The sequence below is a fragment of the Streptomyces spiralis genome, from assembly GCF_014654675.1.
GTDB lineage: Bacteria > Actinomycetota > Actinomycetes > Streptomycetales > Streptomycetaceae > Streptomyces > Streptomyces spiralis.
In genome coordinates this window covers 159382-174425 of record NZ_BNBC01000014.1, presented here as the reverse complement: position 1 = coordinate 174425, position 15044 = coordinate 159382, and the positions used below count along the sequence as shown (strand labels likewise).

The 15044-nt window shown below is 73.6% G+C and carries 15 protein-coding genes; 10 read left to right on the top strand and 5 right to left on the bottom strand.

What is annotated here, in order from left to right:
• Positions 1-47: 47 nt before the first annotated feature.
• Positions 48-2018 (bottom strand): elongation factor G, encoded by a 1971-nt coding sequence (locus tag IE318_RS17090; protein WP_189901230.1) that lies wholly within the window; start codon positions 2016-2018, stop codon positions 48-50.
• Between the two features lie 253 nt (positions 2019-2271).
• Here IE318_RS17090 and IE318_RS17085 point away from each other — a divergent pair, with 253 nt between their 5' ends.
• From IE318_RS17085 to IE318_RS17055, 7 genes are all read left to right on the top strand, one after another.
• Positions 2272-2778: a (2Fe-2S)-binding protein gene (locus IE318_RS17085; RefSeq protein WP_189901228.1), complete on the top strand. Its 507-nt coding sequence runs from the start codon at positions 2272-2274 to the stop codon at positions 2776-2778.
• Positions 2775-5177 (top strand): xanthine dehydrogenase family protein molybdopterin-binding subunit, encoded by a 2403-nt coding sequence (locus IE318_RS17080; protein WP_189901226.1) that lies wholly within the window; start codon positions 2775-2777, stop codon positions 5175-5177. The genes IE318_RS17085 and IE318_RS17080 overlap by 4 nt, the downstream gene beginning before the upstream one ends.
• On the top strand, positions 5174-6028 hold the full coding sequence (locus IE318_RS17075) for an FAD binding domain-containing protein (protein ID WP_189901223.1): 855 nt from the start codon (positions 5174-5176) through the stop codon (positions 6026-6028). The genes IE318_RS17080 and IE318_RS17075 overlap by 4 nt, the downstream gene beginning before the upstream one ends.
• A gap of 6 nt (positions 6029-6034) precedes the next feature.
• Positions 6035-6928: an AAA family ATPase gene (locus tag IE318_RS17070; RefSeq protein ID WP_308438578.1), complete on the top strand. Its 894-nt coding sequence runs from the start codon at positions 6035-6037 to the stop codon at positions 6926-6928.
• Between the two features lie 11 nt (positions 6929-6939).
• Positions 6940-8151: a vWA domain-containing protein gene (locus IE318_RS17065; RefSeq protein WP_373311201.1), complete on the top strand. Its 1212-nt coding sequence runs from the start codon at positions 6940-6942 to the stop codon at positions 8149-8151.
• A gap of 317 nt (positions 8152-8468) precedes the next feature.
• Positions 8469-9575 carry an XdhC family protein gene (locus IE318_RS17060; protein WP_030172587.1) on the top strand — a complete coding sequence of 369 codons (1107 nt, stop codon included), beginning with the start codon at positions 8469-8471 and terminating at the stop codon, positions 9573-9575.
• A gap of 79 nt (positions 9576-9654) precedes the next feature.
• Entirely contained in the window at positions 9655-10341 is a 687-nt protein-coding gene (locus tag IE318_RS17055; RefSeq protein ID WP_189901215.1) for an SRPBCC family protein, read from the top strand.
• Positions 10342-10738: 397 nt separating this feature from the next.
• On the opposite strand, the gene IE318_RS17050 is transcribed toward IE318_RS17055, so the two are convergent.
• Positions 10739-11239, bottom strand: coding sequence for a metallophosphoesterase family protein (locus tag IE318_RS17050; RefSeq protein ID WP_189901214.1), 501 nt, complete (start codon positions 11237-11239; stop codon positions 10739-10741).
• 136 nt (positions 11240-11375) lie between these two features.
• On the opposite strand from IE318_RS17050, the gene IE318_RS17045 reads away from it, so the two are divergent.
• From IE318_RS17045 to IE318_RS17035, 3 genes are read left to right on the top strand one after another with little or no spacing between them, the layout of a single operon-like run.
• Positions 11376-11837, top strand: a complete 462-nt coding sequence (locus IE318_RS17045; RefSeq protein ID WP_189901212.1) for a MarR family winged helix-turn-helix transcriptional regulator — start codon at positions 11376-11378, stop codon at positions 11835-11837.
• Positions 11834-13312 (top strand): MFS transporter, encoded by a 1479-nt coding sequence (locus IE318_RS17040; protein WP_373311200.1) that lies wholly within the window; start codon positions 11834-11836, stop codon positions 13310-13312. The genes IE318_RS17045 and IE318_RS17040 overlap by 4 nt, the downstream gene beginning before the upstream one ends.
• Positions 13313-13319: 7 nt before the next feature.
• Positions 13320-13904 (top strand): hydrolase, encoded by a 585-nt coding sequence (locus tag IE318_RS17035; protein ID WP_030172572.1) that lies wholly within the window; start codon positions 13320-13322, stop codon positions 13902-13904.
• A gap of 93 nt (positions 13905-13997) precedes the next feature.
• Here IE318_RS17035 and IE318_RS17030 read toward each other — a convergent pair whose 3' ends face one another.
• The 3 genes from IE318_RS17030 to IE318_RS17020 all read right to left on the bottom strand — a co-directional run bounded on the left by IE318_RS17030 (position 13998) and on the right by IE318_RS17020 (position 15034).
• Complete coding sequence (locus tag IE318_RS17030) at positions 13998-14186, bottom strand: hypothetical protein (RefSeq protein ID WP_189901210.1); 189 nt, start codon at positions 14184-14186, stop codon at positions 13998-14000.
• Between the two features lie 128 nt (positions 14187-14314).
• The gene (locus tag IE318_RS17025; protein WP_189901208.1) at positions 14315-14683 is read right to left on the bottom strand and encodes a DUF6479 family protein; all 369 of its coding nucleotides are present in this window, start codon (positions 14681-14683) and stop codon (positions 14315-14317) included.
• 51 nt (positions 14684-14734) lie between these two features.
• On the bottom strand, positions 14735-15034 hold the full coding sequence (locus IE318_RS17020) for a hypothetical protein (RefSeq protein WP_030172563.1): 300 nt from the start codon (positions 15032-15034) through the stop codon (positions 14735-14737).
• Positions 15035-15044 lie beyond the last annotated feature (10 nt).

The following is a 15044-nucleotide window of genomic DNA, read 5'->3' as shown; positions in this document are numbered from 1 at the left end:
GGGGTACAGCCTGGAGCCTGACGCGAGGGCAGGGTCAATCGCGGGTCTCATCCGCCGACCCGGCGGGTCAGGTTCAGCAGGTACTCCTTGCGGTCCAGGGGGTTGTGGTCGGTGCGCGGGCGCTGGGGAACCGTGCCGCCCGTGACCGGGGCGTAGTGGTCGAAGGCCGTCTCCAGTTCGCCCTCGCCGCGGGTCAGTCCCGGCAACTGCTGCTCCAGCGCGTGCACGCGGGCGGCCGGGACCTCGCCGTCCAGGACGCAGTCGGTGCCGCGGGTCCGGGTGGTGCGGGGCACGGCCCGCAGCGCGGCCAGCACCGGCAGCAGCGCGCCGAGCGTGTCCGCGGGCGCCTCGACGCGGAAGCGGTGCATCGGCTCGTGGACGCGGGTGCCCGCGCGCCGCAGCGCCTCGATCAGCACGAGGGGGGTCAGGCCGCGGAAGTCGGCGCCGGTGCTGGACATGCTCTTGTCGAAGCCCTGGTGGGCGTGGCTCTGGCGGGGCGAGTAGCCGGAGTGGGTCATGGTCACCGTGCAGTCGGTGACCTGCCAGCCGTGCAGGCCCTGCCCGAGCGCCTCGCGCACGGTGTCCTCCACCGCCTTGAAGAAGGCGTACGGCATCGAGCCCAGCTCCACCTCCATCCGGAAGTCCACCCCGGAGCCGGCCGGCGCGGGGTCGACACGCAGCCCGACCGTGGCGAGGAAGGGGTTGCCGTCCTTCTTGTTGAACTCCACGGCGGCTCCGGTCCCCACCGGCCGTTCGATGCACAGCGGGGTGGTCTCGCGGAAGGTGACGTCCAGCCCGAACTCGTCGGCGAGCGTTGCCTGGAGGACCTCCTTCTGCACCTCTCCGTACAGCGACACCGACGTCTCCCGGCGCACCTCGTCGTGGCGCAGCCCGATCAGCGGGTCCTGTTCGGCGAGCCGGGTGAGCGCGAGGTGCAGGGCACCGCGGCCGGTTCCGGGGCCCGGCACGACGACGGTCTCCAGGGTCGGCGGTGCGAAGAACCGCTCCTGTGTCTTGCGCGGTTCGCCGACGGCGTCGCCGATCCTGATGTCGGCCAGGCCCCACAGCCGGGCGATCCGGCCGGCGGGGACGGCGTCGGCGCGAACGTCCGTGCCGTGGTCGAAGACGCCGATGGAGGTGACCCGGCCCTCGGTGCGGGACTCGCCGTAGGGGACGCGGTCGCGGACGCGGAGCGTGCCGGAGAACATCCGCGCGTACGCCACCTTCTCCCCCGCCGGTCCCCGCTCCACCTTGAACACGGTGGCCGAGACCGGCCCGCCGGGGTCGCCCGCCGCGGTGGGCAGCAGTTCCCTGATGCCGCCGATCAGTGCGTCCACCCCGGCTCCGGTGATCGCGGAGCCGAAGTACAGCGGGTGCGCGAGGGACTGGCGGGTCTGGGCGGCGAGCGCCGTGTGCAGGAGTTCGTCGCCGAGGGTTCCCTCGACGTAGGCGGTCAGCAGGTCGTCGTCGTGGTCGGCGAGGACGTCGGCGGCGCCCGGGCCGGGACCGGGGACGAAGCGGGCCGCGCGCGTGCCGAGCCCCTCGACGCGCCCCATCGGCACTGCATCGGGGGTGAGCCGCCGTGCGATGGCGCGCAGCAGGGCCTCGTCCTGGGCGCCGCGCCGGTCGATCTTGTTGACGAAGAGCAGGGTCGGGATGCGCAGCCGCTGCAGGGTGCGCAGCAGTACCCGGGTCTGTGCCTGGACGCCCTCGACGGCGGAGATCACGAGGACCGCGCCGTCGAGCACGCCGAGGACCCGCTCCACCTCGGCGATGAAGTCGGGGTGGCCGGGGGTGTCGATGAGGTTGACGGTGACGTCGTCGACCGGAAAGGAGACGACGGCGGACTTGATGGTGATGCCGCGCTCCCGCTCCAGCGCGAGCGTGTCGGTCCGTGTGCTGCCGGCGTCGACACTGCCGATCTCGTCGATCACGCCGACGGAGTGCAGCAGCCGCTCGGTCAGGCTGGTCTTACCGGCGTCTACGTGCGCGAGGATACCGAGATTGAGCAAGTGCACTGAGCGTCATGTCCTTCTGCATGGGTGGGATTCCTTCCTGGGCGGACATGGACGCAGTGCGCATGGGTGCTCCTCGCTGGGTGACAACCGGTCACGGACAGTGCAGCAGGGCGGCGGTCCCGACGGCAACGGATTAACGGTCAACAAACCCCGTCACACCACTCGCCGTGCCCGGGGCCCGGTCATAGAGTGACCTACATCACCCTGGTCGCTGAATTCCCTCACTCACGCCCATACGGTCTCTGGAGGGCACATGACCCATATCTCGGTCACGGTGGACGGCACGACGTACGAGGACGAGGTGGAGCCCCGTCTGCTGCTGGTCCACTATCTGCGTGACCGGCTCGGCCTGACCGGCACCCCGATCGGCTGCGACACCTCCAACTGCGGGGCCTGCACGGTCGAGCTGGACGGCGCGAGCGTCAAGAGCTGCACGGTGCTGGCCGTCCAGGCGGACGGGGGCGAGGTGACCACCGTCCAGGGCCTGGCCCGGGACGGCGAGTGGACCGCCCTGCAGTGCGCGTTCCACGAGCGGCACGCGCTCCAGTGCGGGTACTGCACCCCCGGGATGATCATGGCCGCGCGGGATCTGCTGCGCGAGAACCCGCACCCGACCTCCGACGAGGTGCGCAAGGGGCTCGAAGGCAACCTGTGCCGGTGCACGGGCTACCAGAACATCGTCCGCGCGGTGCTCGCCGTGGCCGAGGGGGAGACGGCCCCGGCCGGGCAGGCCGCGTCCGCGCGGGAGGTGACGGCATGACCGACCAGGCCGTCGAACGCGAGGTCGGCAGGGCCCGGCTGCGCAAGGAGGACGCCCGGCTGATCACCGGGCAGACCAACTGGACCGACAACATCTCCGTCACCGGGCTGCTCCACCTGGCGATCCTGCGCAGCCCCATGGCGCACGCCCGCATCGAACGGATCGACGTCTCCCCCGCCCTTCAGCGGCCCGGAGTGGTCGCCGTGTTCAGCGGCCGGGACCTCGCCGACGGACTGGGGTCACTGCCCTGCGCCTGGCCCGTCACCGAGGACATGGTGCTGCCCGACCACCCGCCGCTCGCCCTCGACGAGGTGCGCCACGCCGGTGACCCGGTGGCCGTCGTGGTGGCCCGCGACCGGTACGCCGCCGCCGACGCCCTGGAGGCGATCGAGGTCGACTACGAGCCCCTGCCGCCGGTGCTCGATCTGGAGGAGGCGCTCGCCGAACAGGCCCCGCTCGTCCACGCCGACAAGGGCACCAACCGCGCCTACGTCTGGCCGCTGAGGACCGGCGAGGACTTCGAGGCCGTCAAGCAGGGCGCGGACGTCGTGCTGAAGCGGCGCTACGAGCAGCAGCGGCTCATCCCCAACGCGATGGAGCCGCGCGCGGTCGTCGTCACCCCGCTCGCCGCCTCCGGTGAGTACACGGTGTACTCGGCGACCCAGATCCCGCACATCCTGCGGATCATGCTGTCGACGGTCACCGGCGTGCCCGAGCACAAGCTGCGGGTGATCGCGCCGGACGTGGGCGGCGGCTTCGGCTCCAAACTCCAGGTGTACGGCGAGGAGGCCATCGCGCTGGCCATCGCGCGGAAACTGGGCCGGCCGGTGAAGTGGACCGAGTCCCGCTCCGAGGGGTACCTGGCCACGCACCACGGCCGCGGCATGATCCAGGACGTCGAGATCGCCGCGACCCGCGAGGGGAAGCTGCTCGGCCTCAAGGTCGACCTGCTCGCCGACATGGGCGCCTATCTCATGCTGGTCACCCCGGGCATCCCGATCCTGGGCGCGTTCATGTACCCGGCGATCTACAAGATGGACTCCTACGAGTTCACCTGCACCGGCGTGTTCACCACGAAGACCCCGACGGACGCCTACCGGGGAGCCGGGCGCCCGGAGGCCACGTACGCCATCGAGCGGGCCATGGACGAACTGGCCGCCGAGGTGGGCCTGGACCCGGTGGAGGTGCGGCGCCGCAACTGGATCCGGCACGAGGAGTTCCCGTACACCTCGATCGCGGGCCTGACCTACGACAGCGGCAACTACGAGGCCGCGACCGAGAAGGCGCTCGCCCTGTTCGGGTACGACGAACTGCGCGCCGAGCAGCACAAGCGCAACGAGCGCGGCGACACCGTGCGTCTGGGCATCGGCGTGTCGACGTACACGGAGATGTGCGGGCTCGCCCCGAGCCGGGTGCTCCGGGATCTGAGGTACGGGGCCGGCGGCTGGGAGGCGGCGAGCATCCGCATGCTGCCCACCGGCAAGGTCGAGGTGGTCACCGGCACCAGCCCGCACGGGCAGGGGCATGTGACCTGCTGGAGCCAGATCGCCGCGGACGTCCTCGGCGTGCCGTTCGAGGACGTCGAGGTGGTGCACGGCGACACCAAGGTGGCCCCGCAGGGCATGGACACCTACGGCTCGCGCTCGCTGGTCGTGGGCGGGTCGGCGGTGCACCGCGCCGCCGAGAAGGTGGTGGAGAAGGCGAGGAAGGTGGCCGCCCATCTGCTCGAGGCCAGCGAGCAGGACCTGGAGTTCAGGGACGGCGTGTTCTCGGTGAAGGGATCGCCCGAGGCGCGCAAGTCCATCCAGGAGATCGCCTTCGAGACCTTCACCTCGCACGACGTGCCCGACGGCATGGAGCCCACCCTGAACTCCGACCACGTACTCGACCCGGAGAACTTCTCCTACCCGCACGGCACCCACCTGTGCGCGGTGGAGGTCGACACCGAGACCGGGCAGACCCGCATCCGCTCCTACGTCTGCGTCGACGACGTCGGCCGGGTGATCAACCCGATGATCGTCGAGGGGCAGGTGCACGGCGGCCTCGCCCAGGGCATCGCCCAGGCGCTGTACGAGGAGGCCGTGTACGACGACGAGGGCAACCTGGTCTCCGGCACCATGGCCGACTATCTCGTGCCGTCGGCGGCGGACCTGCCCGACTTCGTCACCGACCGGACGGAGACACCCGCGGCCTCCAACCCGCTCGGCGTCAAGGGCGTCGGCGAGGCGGGCACGATCGCCTCCACGCCGGCCGTCGTCAACGCGGTCGTGGACGCGCTGCGCCCGCTGGGCGTGCACGACGTACGCATGCCCTGCACACCGGAGCGGGTCTGGGAGGCGGTGCGCTCCGCGCAGTCGGAGCAGCCGTCCGGTTCCCCGCGGAAGGAGGCCTCGGCATGATTCCCCCCGCATTCGACTACGCCCGGCCCACCAGCCTGGACGAGGCCGTGCGCACCCTCGCCGAGGCGGGCGAGGACGCCAAGGTGCTGGCCGGCGGGCAGAGCCTGCTGCCGCTGCTCCGGCTGCGGCTGGCCTTCCCCGAACTCGTCGTCGACGTCGGCCGGATCCCCGGGCTGCGCGGGGTCCGCGAGGACGGCGACACACTGGTCATCGGCGCACTGACCACCCATCACGAGGTGATCCAGGACCCGCTGGTGCGGCGGCACGCGGGCCTGCTGGCCCATGCCACCGAGACGGTGGCCGATCCCGCCGTACGCCACCGGGGCACCCTCGGCGGCTCGCTCGCCCACGCCGACCCGGCCGGGGACCTGCCCGCGGTGGTGCTGGCGCTGGAAGCGGAGCTGGTGGCCGTGGGACCGGGCGGGCGGCGCACGATCCCGGCGCGCGAGTTCTTCGCCGACTATCTGCAGTCCACGCTGGCCCCCGACGAACTGCTGGTGGAGATCCGGGTGCCGAAGCGGGACGGCTGGGGCTTCCACTACGAGAAGTTCCACCGGGTCGCCCAGTCCTGGGCGATGGTCGGTGTGGCCGCGCTGGTGCGGCGGGACGACGGGCACATCGCCGAGGCGCGGATCGCGCTGACCAACATGGGCGCGACCCCGCTGCGGGCCCCGGCGGCAGAGGAGGCGCTCACCGGTGCCGGGGACGCCGCCGCGGTGGCGCGGGCCGCCCAGTCGGCGGCGGAGGGCACCCGGCCCTCGCGGGACGCCTCGGCCTCACCGGAGTACCGGGCGCATCTCGCACGGGTCCTGACCAAGCGGGCGGTGCTGGCCGCCACCGGGATGGGGTGAGCGCCGATCATCAGCGTCGACAGCCCCGAGCAGGTGCGTTCCCGCCTGGAGGCGACCGGTTATCTCGTCGACGAAGGGCTCGCCGTCGCCTGCTTCCTGGCGCTGCGGCTGCACCGGCCGGTCTTCTGCGAGGGCGACGCGGGCGTCGGCAAGACGGCGCTCGCGTCCGCCCTCGCCGAGGCGTTCGGCGCCCCGCTGATCCGGCTCCAGTGCCACGAGGGGATCGACGCCTCGCAGGCTCTGTACGACTGGGACTTCCCCCGTCAGCTGCTGCATCTGCGGGCCGCCGAGGCGGCCGGGGTCACCGACGCCGACCGGCTGGAGCACGAGCTGTACGACCGGCGGTTCCTGCTCGCCCGGCCGCTGCTGAAGGCGCTGCAGACGCAGCCGTCGGTGCTGCTGGTGGACGAGATCGACCGGGCCGACGACGAGTTCGAGGCGTTCCTGCTGGAGGTGCTGTCGGAGTTCCAGGTGACGATCCCCGAGCTGGGCACGGTGCGGGCCGAGGTGCCGCCGGTGGTCGTCCTCACCTCCAACCGGACCCGTGAGGTGCACGACGCGTTGAAGCGGCGCTGCCTGTACCACTGGTTCGACCATCCTGGTTTCGCCCGCGAACTGGCCATCGTCCGCCGCCGGTTGCCGCGGGTGTCGGCGCGGCTGGCCGAGCAGGTGACCGCGCTGGTGCAGGCGCTGCGCGCGGAGGACCTGCTCAAGCCGCCGGGCGTGGCCGAGACGCTCGACTGGGCCGCCGCCCTGGACGCGCTCGGCGCGACCGAGGCCGACGCGGAACTGGCGGTGGCCACGCTGGGGTCGGTGCTGAAGTACCGCGAGGACACGGACCGGGCCCGGGGCCTGGACTTCGCGGCGATCCTCGCGGGGCGGGGGGCGGGAGGGGCATGACGGGTACGGGCATGCCCCAAGGGCCCGGCGCCGACGCCGTGCTGCTGGGCTTCGCGCGGGCGCTGCGCGCGGCCGGGGTCGGGGTGAGCGCCGAGCGGGTGCACGCCTTCCTGCGGGCGGTGGACGCGCTGCGGCCCGGCGTGCGGGCGGACGTGTACTGGGCGGGACGGCTGACCCTGTGCGGGGACCGGGACGATCTGGAGCGCTACGAGCGGGTGTTCGGCGCATATTTCGGCGACGGATCCGGCGGGCCCCCGCCCCGGTCGGTACGGATCGCTCCCCGGCCCCGGCTCCGCGCGGCCGTGCGGGAGGCGGCCGCCCGGTCGCGCACCGGCGGCCCGGACGACGAGCCGCAGGGCCCGCCCGTCGCCTCGCTCGCCAGTCCGGTGGAGGTGCTGCGCCACCGGGACGTCGTGGAACTGGATCCGGCCGAACGGGCGCAGGTGCGCCGGCTGCTGGCCGCGTTCGCGCTGCGCGGGCAGTCGCGGCGCAGCGCGCGGCGGCGGCCGGCCCGGCGCGGTCCCGTCGATCCGCACCGCACCGTGCGGGAGATGCTGCGGCGGGGCGGCGAGCCCGCGTTGCTGCGGCGGCACGCGCGCGTGGAACGGCCCCGGCGGGTGGTGCTGCTCGTCGACGTCAGCGGCTCCATGGCGCCGTACGCCGACGCGCTGCTGCGGTTCGCGCACGCGGCGGCCCGGGGGCGGCGCACCGAGGTCTTCACCATCGGCACCCGGCTGACCCGGGTGACACGCGAGCTGTCCCACCGGGACCCGGACCTGGCCATGGCCGCGGTCGCCGAGGCCGTGCCCGACTGGCGCGGCGGCACCCGGCTGGGGGAGCTGCTGCGGGAGTTCCTCGACCGGTGGGGGCAGCGGGGCATGGCGCGCGGCGCGGTCGTGGTGCTGCTGTCCGACGGCTGGGAGCGCGGCGATCCGCGGCTGCTCGCCGCCCAGACGGCCCGGCTGCACCGGCTGGCGCACCGGGTGATCTGGGCCAACCCCCGCAAGGCCCGCCCCGGCTACGCCCCGCTCGCCGCGGGCATGGCCGCGGCCCTGCCGCACGTGGACGCCTTCGTCGAGGGCCACAGCCTCGCCGCGCTGGAGCACCTCGCGGCGGTGGTACGGGGCGCCGACACGGACGCGACCGGCGGGACGGCATCGGCGACCGGCGCCACCCCACCGTCAGCCGCCACCGCCATTGGCGGGCCGGAGCGACCGCCGTGAGGAGAAACCCGGGGGGGGACACGGCCGGCAGGGCTCGGGCGGGGCTGGGTCCCCAGCGCGGCGCCGACGCCTCGCCGCACCGAAGCACCCGGCGGCGGCTGGTACGGGGACGGACGGCGGCACCGCGAACGCACGGCACCCCGCCACTTCGCCGACGCCGCGCGGCACCCTTCACCACCGCCGCCGGTGGGACGTATCGACCGCCGCGGGGAGGGGCCTCGGCGCGGTCGCGGTCGGGTACGGGCGTACCGGCGGGAAAGCGCCGTACCGTGCAGTGAGGCCCCTTGGCGGAACGGACCGCAGGAGAGGAGCGGAGCGTGCGTGACATTCTTCCGGCGCTCGAGCGCTGGTACGCGGCGCGGGTGCCGTTCGGACTCGCCACGGTCGTCTCGGTCAGCCGCAGCGCGCCGCGCGAGCCCGGCGCGTCGATGGCCGTCGGTCCGGACGACGAGGTGGTGGGCAGCGTGTCCGGGGGGTGTGTGGAGGGCGCGGTCTTCGAGCTGGCCCAGGAGGTCGTGGCGAGCGGCGAGGCGCGCCTGGAGACCTTCGGCTACAGCGACGAGGACGCGTTCGCGGTCGGGCTGACCTGCGGGGGCGAGATCACCGTGCTGGTCAGGCCCGTGACGCCCGAGTCGGACCCCGCCTTCGGCGCGGTGGCGGCCTCGGTGGCCTCCGGCGAGCCGGTGACCGTGGCGACCGTCGTCGACGGACCCGCGCCGCGCGGGGCGACGCTCGCGGCCTGGCCCACGACGGTGGCCGGGACGCTGGGCGCGTCCGGGCTGGACGTGGCGGTCACCGCGGACGCCCGCGGCGAACTCGCTCGCGGCGCGACGGGGCTGAGGCACTACGGGCCCCGCGGGGAGCGGCGCGAGGACGCCGTCACGGTGTTCCTGCACTCCTTCGCCCCGCCGCCGCGCATGCTGGTGTTCGGTGCGATCGACTACGCCGCCGCGGTGGCCCGGATCGGCTCCTTCCTCGGCTACCGGGTCACGGTGTGCGACGCCCGCCCGGTCTTCGCCACGCCCAAGCGGTTCCCCGAGCCCGTGGAGGTCGTCGTGGACTGGCCGCACCGCTATCTGCACGCCACGGACACCGACGAGCGCACGGTGATCTGCGTGCTCACCCACGATCCGAAGTTCGACGTGCCGCTGCTGGAGGAGGCACTGCGCCGGCCGGCCGCGTACATCGGGGCGATGGGCAGCCGCCGCACCCATCACGAGCGGCTGGAGCGGCTGATCGAGGCCGGGCTCACCGATGACGAGCTGTCCCGGCTGCGCTCCCCGGTCGGCCTCGACCTCGGCGCCCGTACGCCGGAGGAGGTGGCCGTGTCCGTCGCGGCCGAGATCATCTCTCTGCGCTGGGGCGGCACCGGGGCGCCCCTGACCGCGACCGCCGGAGCCATCCACGCGAACGGCTCCGCCTGAACCGCGACCGGCTCCGCCTGAACGAGCATGGACGAGCCTGGACAACGAGCTGGACGACGAGCTGGACGAGGAGGACGTCATGGAACTGCACCACGCGTTCACGGTGCCCGTACCGGTCGACGACGCCTGGCGGGCGCTCCTCGACATCGAGCGCGTCGCGCCGTGCCTGCCGGGGGCCACCGTGGAGGAGTACGACGGCAAGACGGTGACCGGTTCGGTCAAGGTGAAGCTGGGGCCGATCACCGTGACGTACAAGGGCACGGCGGTCTTCGAGGAGCAGGACGAGGCGGCCCGGCGCATGGTGCTCGTGGCGAGCGGCCGGGAGACGCGCGGGCAGGGCACGGCGCGGGCCACCGTCACGGGCACGCTGGAGGAGCGCGACGGTTCCACGGCCGTGTCGGTGCGGACCGATCTGACGGTGACCGGGCGCCCGGCGCAGTTCGGGCGCGGGGTGCTGGCGGAGGTGGGCGACCGGCTGGTGGGGCAGTTCGCGGACTGTCTGTCGCAGCGGCTGGCCGGTGCGGCGCCGCCGGTTGCCACGGAGCCCGGTCCCGGGCCCGCCCGACCGGCCGCCGGCCCCGTGGAGGGCCGCGGGGCTCCCGCGGCCGGCGAGGCGGAGCCCGCGGTGGGCCGCGAGGAGGCGGAGCCGCTCGACCTGCTGCGCGCCGCCGGCGTGCCGGTCGCCAAGCGCGCGGCGGCGGTGGCCGGGGCGGCCGCGCTGGTGGCGCTGGCCGTCGTCGGCGTACGGCGGCTGCGGCGCCGCTGACGCCGACATCTGTGCCTCGTGGGGAAGGTGTGGACGGTCCGGCCCTTGTTGCCTCTGTGGCCTGCGAGTTTGCGAAATTTCCCGGGTTTGCCGGATTCGATGGTTGGGTTCCGGCCAGGAGGGGTAGGCGGCCGTCAACGGATGAGGCACGCATGCACGCCTCTGCAGCACATGTGCAGCACATTCCTCGCTGGAAGGAGGTCCGTGAGAGCGCATACTCGCAGCTCCCGGGCCGCCTCCGCGCACGGAGCGGCCTGGATCTCGCCGAGAAGTCGGAAACGAGAAAGGGAAGAGTGACCCCGGGGCGGCCCGCGATCGGGCCGCCCTCCTAGTGCCCGGGTTCCGTCACTCTGCGCGTTCACCCGATTCACCCGACCCATCAGGGTGACGGCACCCCTTACCGGCGCGGCAGCCGGTGCAGCTCCACCCCGGTCAGGCGGCCGTCGGCGACCTCTGCCGTCATATAGGTGCAGTGCGGCTGGCGACGGCGGTCGGTCGGCGAACCCGGGTTGAGCAGCCGCAGCCCCGAGGGCGCGGTGGTGTCCCAGGGAATGTGACTGTGGCCGAAGACCAGCACGTCCAGCTCGGGGAAGCGGGCGGCACAGCGGGTCTCGCGACCCTCGGCCGGCCCGGTCTCGTGGACGACGCCGAACCGCAGCCCGCCCAGCTCGGCGTGGGCCACCTCCGGCAGGCGGGCGCGCAGCTCGGGGCCGTCGTTGTTGCCGTACACGCCGATCAGCCGGCGGCTGCGGCTCTCCAGCAGGTCCAGCGTGGCGGTGTCGACCCAGTCCCCGGCGTGCAGGACGACGTCGGCCCGCGGGAGCTCGGCGAGGAGCGGCGCGGGCAGCTCCTTGGCCCGCTTGGGGAGATGGGTGTCGGACGTCAGGAGCAGGCGCACGCGCTCAGCGTAGTGCGGCACCACCGGTGACGCGTCCCGGATCCCGCGGAGACCTCCAGGCCCCCGGGCGAGGTATCCAGGCAAAACTGTTCAGTCCAGGCTGGACAGTTTCACCTGATGGTTCTACGGTGACGGTATGGATCACCAGACCCCCGAGACTCCCGAAGGCGTCTCCGTGTCCGCCGCCCGGGCCGCGCGCGACCTGTGGGTGGTGTTCAGCCGGCTGCGGCGCCGGATCCGCAAGGTGCCGCAGGACGATGACCTCACGCCCTCCCAGGTGTCGGCGCTCACCCTGGTCGGCAAGCACGGGGCCGCCACGGCCAGCGCCCTGGCCGCAGCCGAGGGGGTCCGGCCGCAGTCGATGGCCGCCACCCTCGCCGGCCTCGAGCAGCACGGACTCATCCGGCGCAGCCCCGACCCCGACGACGGCAGGCGGCAGCTCGTCACCCTCACCGACAGCGGCCGCGAGCGCATCGAGGGCAACCGGCAGGTCCGCGCGGAGTGGCTGGCCCGGGCCCTGGAGGACCGGTACACCGAGGACGAGCGGCAGACGATCGTCGAGGCGCTGACGCTGCTGGAACGGCTGACGCAGCCGTGAGAAGCAGTCCCGCCCGCACCATCGGCCGCCGCGCGCGCTCCAGGGGCACGGCGCCCCCGCCCCCCGGGTCCTTCGACCGTCGCCTGATCGCCCCGATGATCCTGGGGTCGGTCCTCAATCCGATCAACTCCTCGATGATCGCGGTGGCCCTCGTTCCGATCGGCACCGCCTTCGGGGCACCGCCGGCCCGGACGGTCTGGCTGGTCTCGGCGCTCTACCTGGCGACCGCCGTGGGCCAGCCCGTCATCGGGCGGCTCGTCGACATGTACGGGCCCCGCCGGCTCTATCTCATCGGTACGGCCCTGGTGGGAGCGGCGGGCCTGCTGGGCGCCCTCGCCCCGACGCTGGGCGCACTCATCGGCGCACGGGTGCTGCTGGGGTTCGGGACCTCGGCGGCGTACCCGGCGGCCATGCAGCTCACCCGGCGCGAGGCCGAGCGGACGGGACAGGACAGCCCGACTGGCGTACTGACGGCACTGGCGGTCGCCAACCAGACGGTGGCCGTGGTGGGTCCGGCACTCGGCGGCCTGCTGATCGGCGCAGGCGGCTGGCGCGCCGTGTTCACGGTCAACGTGCCGCTGTCCGCGGCCTGTCTGGTCCTCGGCACGCTGCGGCTCCCGAGGGAGCGGCGCACCGCGACCGCCCGCCGGGACGTGGATCTGCCCGGCATGGTCCTGTTCGCGGGCATGCTCGTGGCGCTGATGCTGTTCCTGATGGAGCCGCGGACGGACCACTGGTACCTGCCGCTGCTCGCCGCCGCCGCGGGCGCCGCCTTCGCGGTGCGGGAGCTGCGGGTCGCGCGGCCCTTCGTCGACCTGCGGGTGCTGGGCGGCAATGTGCCGCTGCTGGCCACGTATGGGCGCCAGCTGCTCGGCTACACCACCTCCTACGCCTTCATGTACGGCTACACGCAGTGGCTGGAGGAGGGCCGCGGACTCGGCGCCTCCACGGCCGGACTGGTGCTCCTTCCGCTGTCGGCCGCCGCGCTCACCGTCTCCGGTCTGACCGGGCGCCGCGAGGCCGTACGGGCGAAGCTCGTCGTCGGGGCCGCCGTCCAGGTCGTCGCCTGTGCCGTCCTGCTGCTGGTCGGCTCCGGCAGCCCGGTGTGGCTGCTGCTCGCGGCGGGAGTCGTGATGGGCGTCCCGCAGGGGCTGATCGGCCTCGCCAACCAGAACGCGCTCTACCGGCAGGCCGATCCGGCGCGGATCGCCTCGGCCGCCGGGCTGCTGCGCACCTTCATGTACCTCGGCGCGCTGGCCGCCTCCGCGGCCACCGCGGGATTCTTCCCGCACCGCGCCGACACGGCCGGGCTGCACGGCCTGGCCCTGTTCATGATCGTCGGATCGGCGCTGCTGCTGGCGAGCGCCCTGCCCGCCCGATCATTCGCCCGTCTCGTCCGCCGCGGGACCGAGACCCCGGGCACAACCGAAACCCCTGGCAACTCCGAAACCCCCGGCAAGACCCGAAAGGCCTGAAACCCCCATGGCAGTCACCGCCCTCGACCCGCGTACGGCCCTCGTCGTGATCGACCTGCAGGCCGGCATCGCCGCCGCGCCGACCGCTCCCCACTCCGGTGCCGACGTCGTCGCGCGCTCCGTGGAGCTCGCCGACGCCTTCCGCGCCCGCGACCTGCCCGTCGTACTGGTGCGGGTCTCCTTCTCCCCCGACCTCGGGGACGTTCCGCCCGGCCGCACCGAGGCGGCGGGCTCCGGCCGGGCCCGCCCCGAGGGCTGGGACGTGATCGTGCCCGAACTGGCGGGCCACTCCGGCGACATCGCCGTCACCAAGCACAACTGGGGTGCCTTCCACGGCACCGACCTCGATGTGCAGCTGCGTCGCCGAGGGGTGACGCAGATCGTGCTGACCGGCATCGCGACCAGCATCGGCGTGGAGTCCACCGCACGCGCCGCCCACGAGCACGGCTACCACGTCACGCTGGCCACCGACGCCATGAGCGACATGGACGCGGAGGCCCACAGCAACAGCCTGACGCGGATCTTCCCGCGTCTGGGCGAGACGGGCACCACCGCCGAGATCCTGGAGCTGCTGGCCAAGACCCACGGCTGACCAGGACGGCGGCGCGGGGCGAGGACAAGGGCGGACGGGTCGGTCCTCGCCCCGCACGACGTCGGTCGGTCCCCTCAGGGGGTGTCTCGCCGGTCAGTCCTCACCCCGCACGATGTTCCAGTCGGCACCGCCGTGGTCCGACCGCGAGCCGCCCCGGTCGTCGACCGCCGGCAGGCAGGTGCGCACGCCGTTCTCCCGCCTTCGGTGGGTCTCCGCCCAACCCGTCTCCTCGGGACGGTGGGTCACCGGTTTGTCCGTGGTGTGCGCGGTCACGACGCTCATCTTCCTTCTGCGTCCGGTCCTGTCCTGTCCGGTCCGTTCCAGTCCCGCCCGGTGGTCCGGTGGGGAACCGGAACCCCGCGGGCCTGGGGTTTTCGGGTCCCCGGGCATGTCCGGGGCAAACCCGCCGCTCATGTGGCGCCCGGGCCCCCGCCGCCGAAGGAGCCGCTGGATCCCGCGTTCCAGCGCGGGCGGCTCTGGTCCCCGCTGCGCCTGCTGCCGGACGAACCGAGTTCGTGCGGGGTGAGGCGGCGACCGGTCTCCTCGGCGCGCGGAACCTCGTCCGGTTCGCGCCGCTGCCGGGTCTCGTGGACGGGCCCGGACTCCGGAAGGGTCGGGTGTTCGCCGCCACGGGGGGTCCTCGATTCGCTCCGCATCACCTTGATCCCGAACCGGACGGCCCAGATCAGCACGCCGACGAGGACCAGACCGCCGACGACGAAGGCGGCGACCCCGAAGCCCGAGCCCGCCGCGGCTGTTTCATACCCAGTGGTGTCCATGCCGACCGGGTACCCGGCCCCGGCCTGCGGATACCTGGCGGCCGGGCCGGATCACGGCTCCCGCGGCCCGGTGCCGTCGTCTTCCCCGGCCGGCCGCGCGGCCCGCTCCACGTCGGCCTCCACCTCGGTGCGGGGCCTTCCCTCGTCGCTCGCGTACTCGTTCAGGGCGGCCTGCAGATCGCGCGCGAGGTCGCGCCAGGCGCGCCAGGCCGTCTCGTACGTCTCGCTCTGCAGCCCGGTCCACCGCTCCTGCGCGGGCGGCCCGTAGTTCTGCCGCAGTTGCTCGACCCGGGTGTGCGCCTCGTCGGCCGCGCGCTGCTTCGCGACAAGCTCTTCGAAGGTGTGTGACACAGCCCAGGAC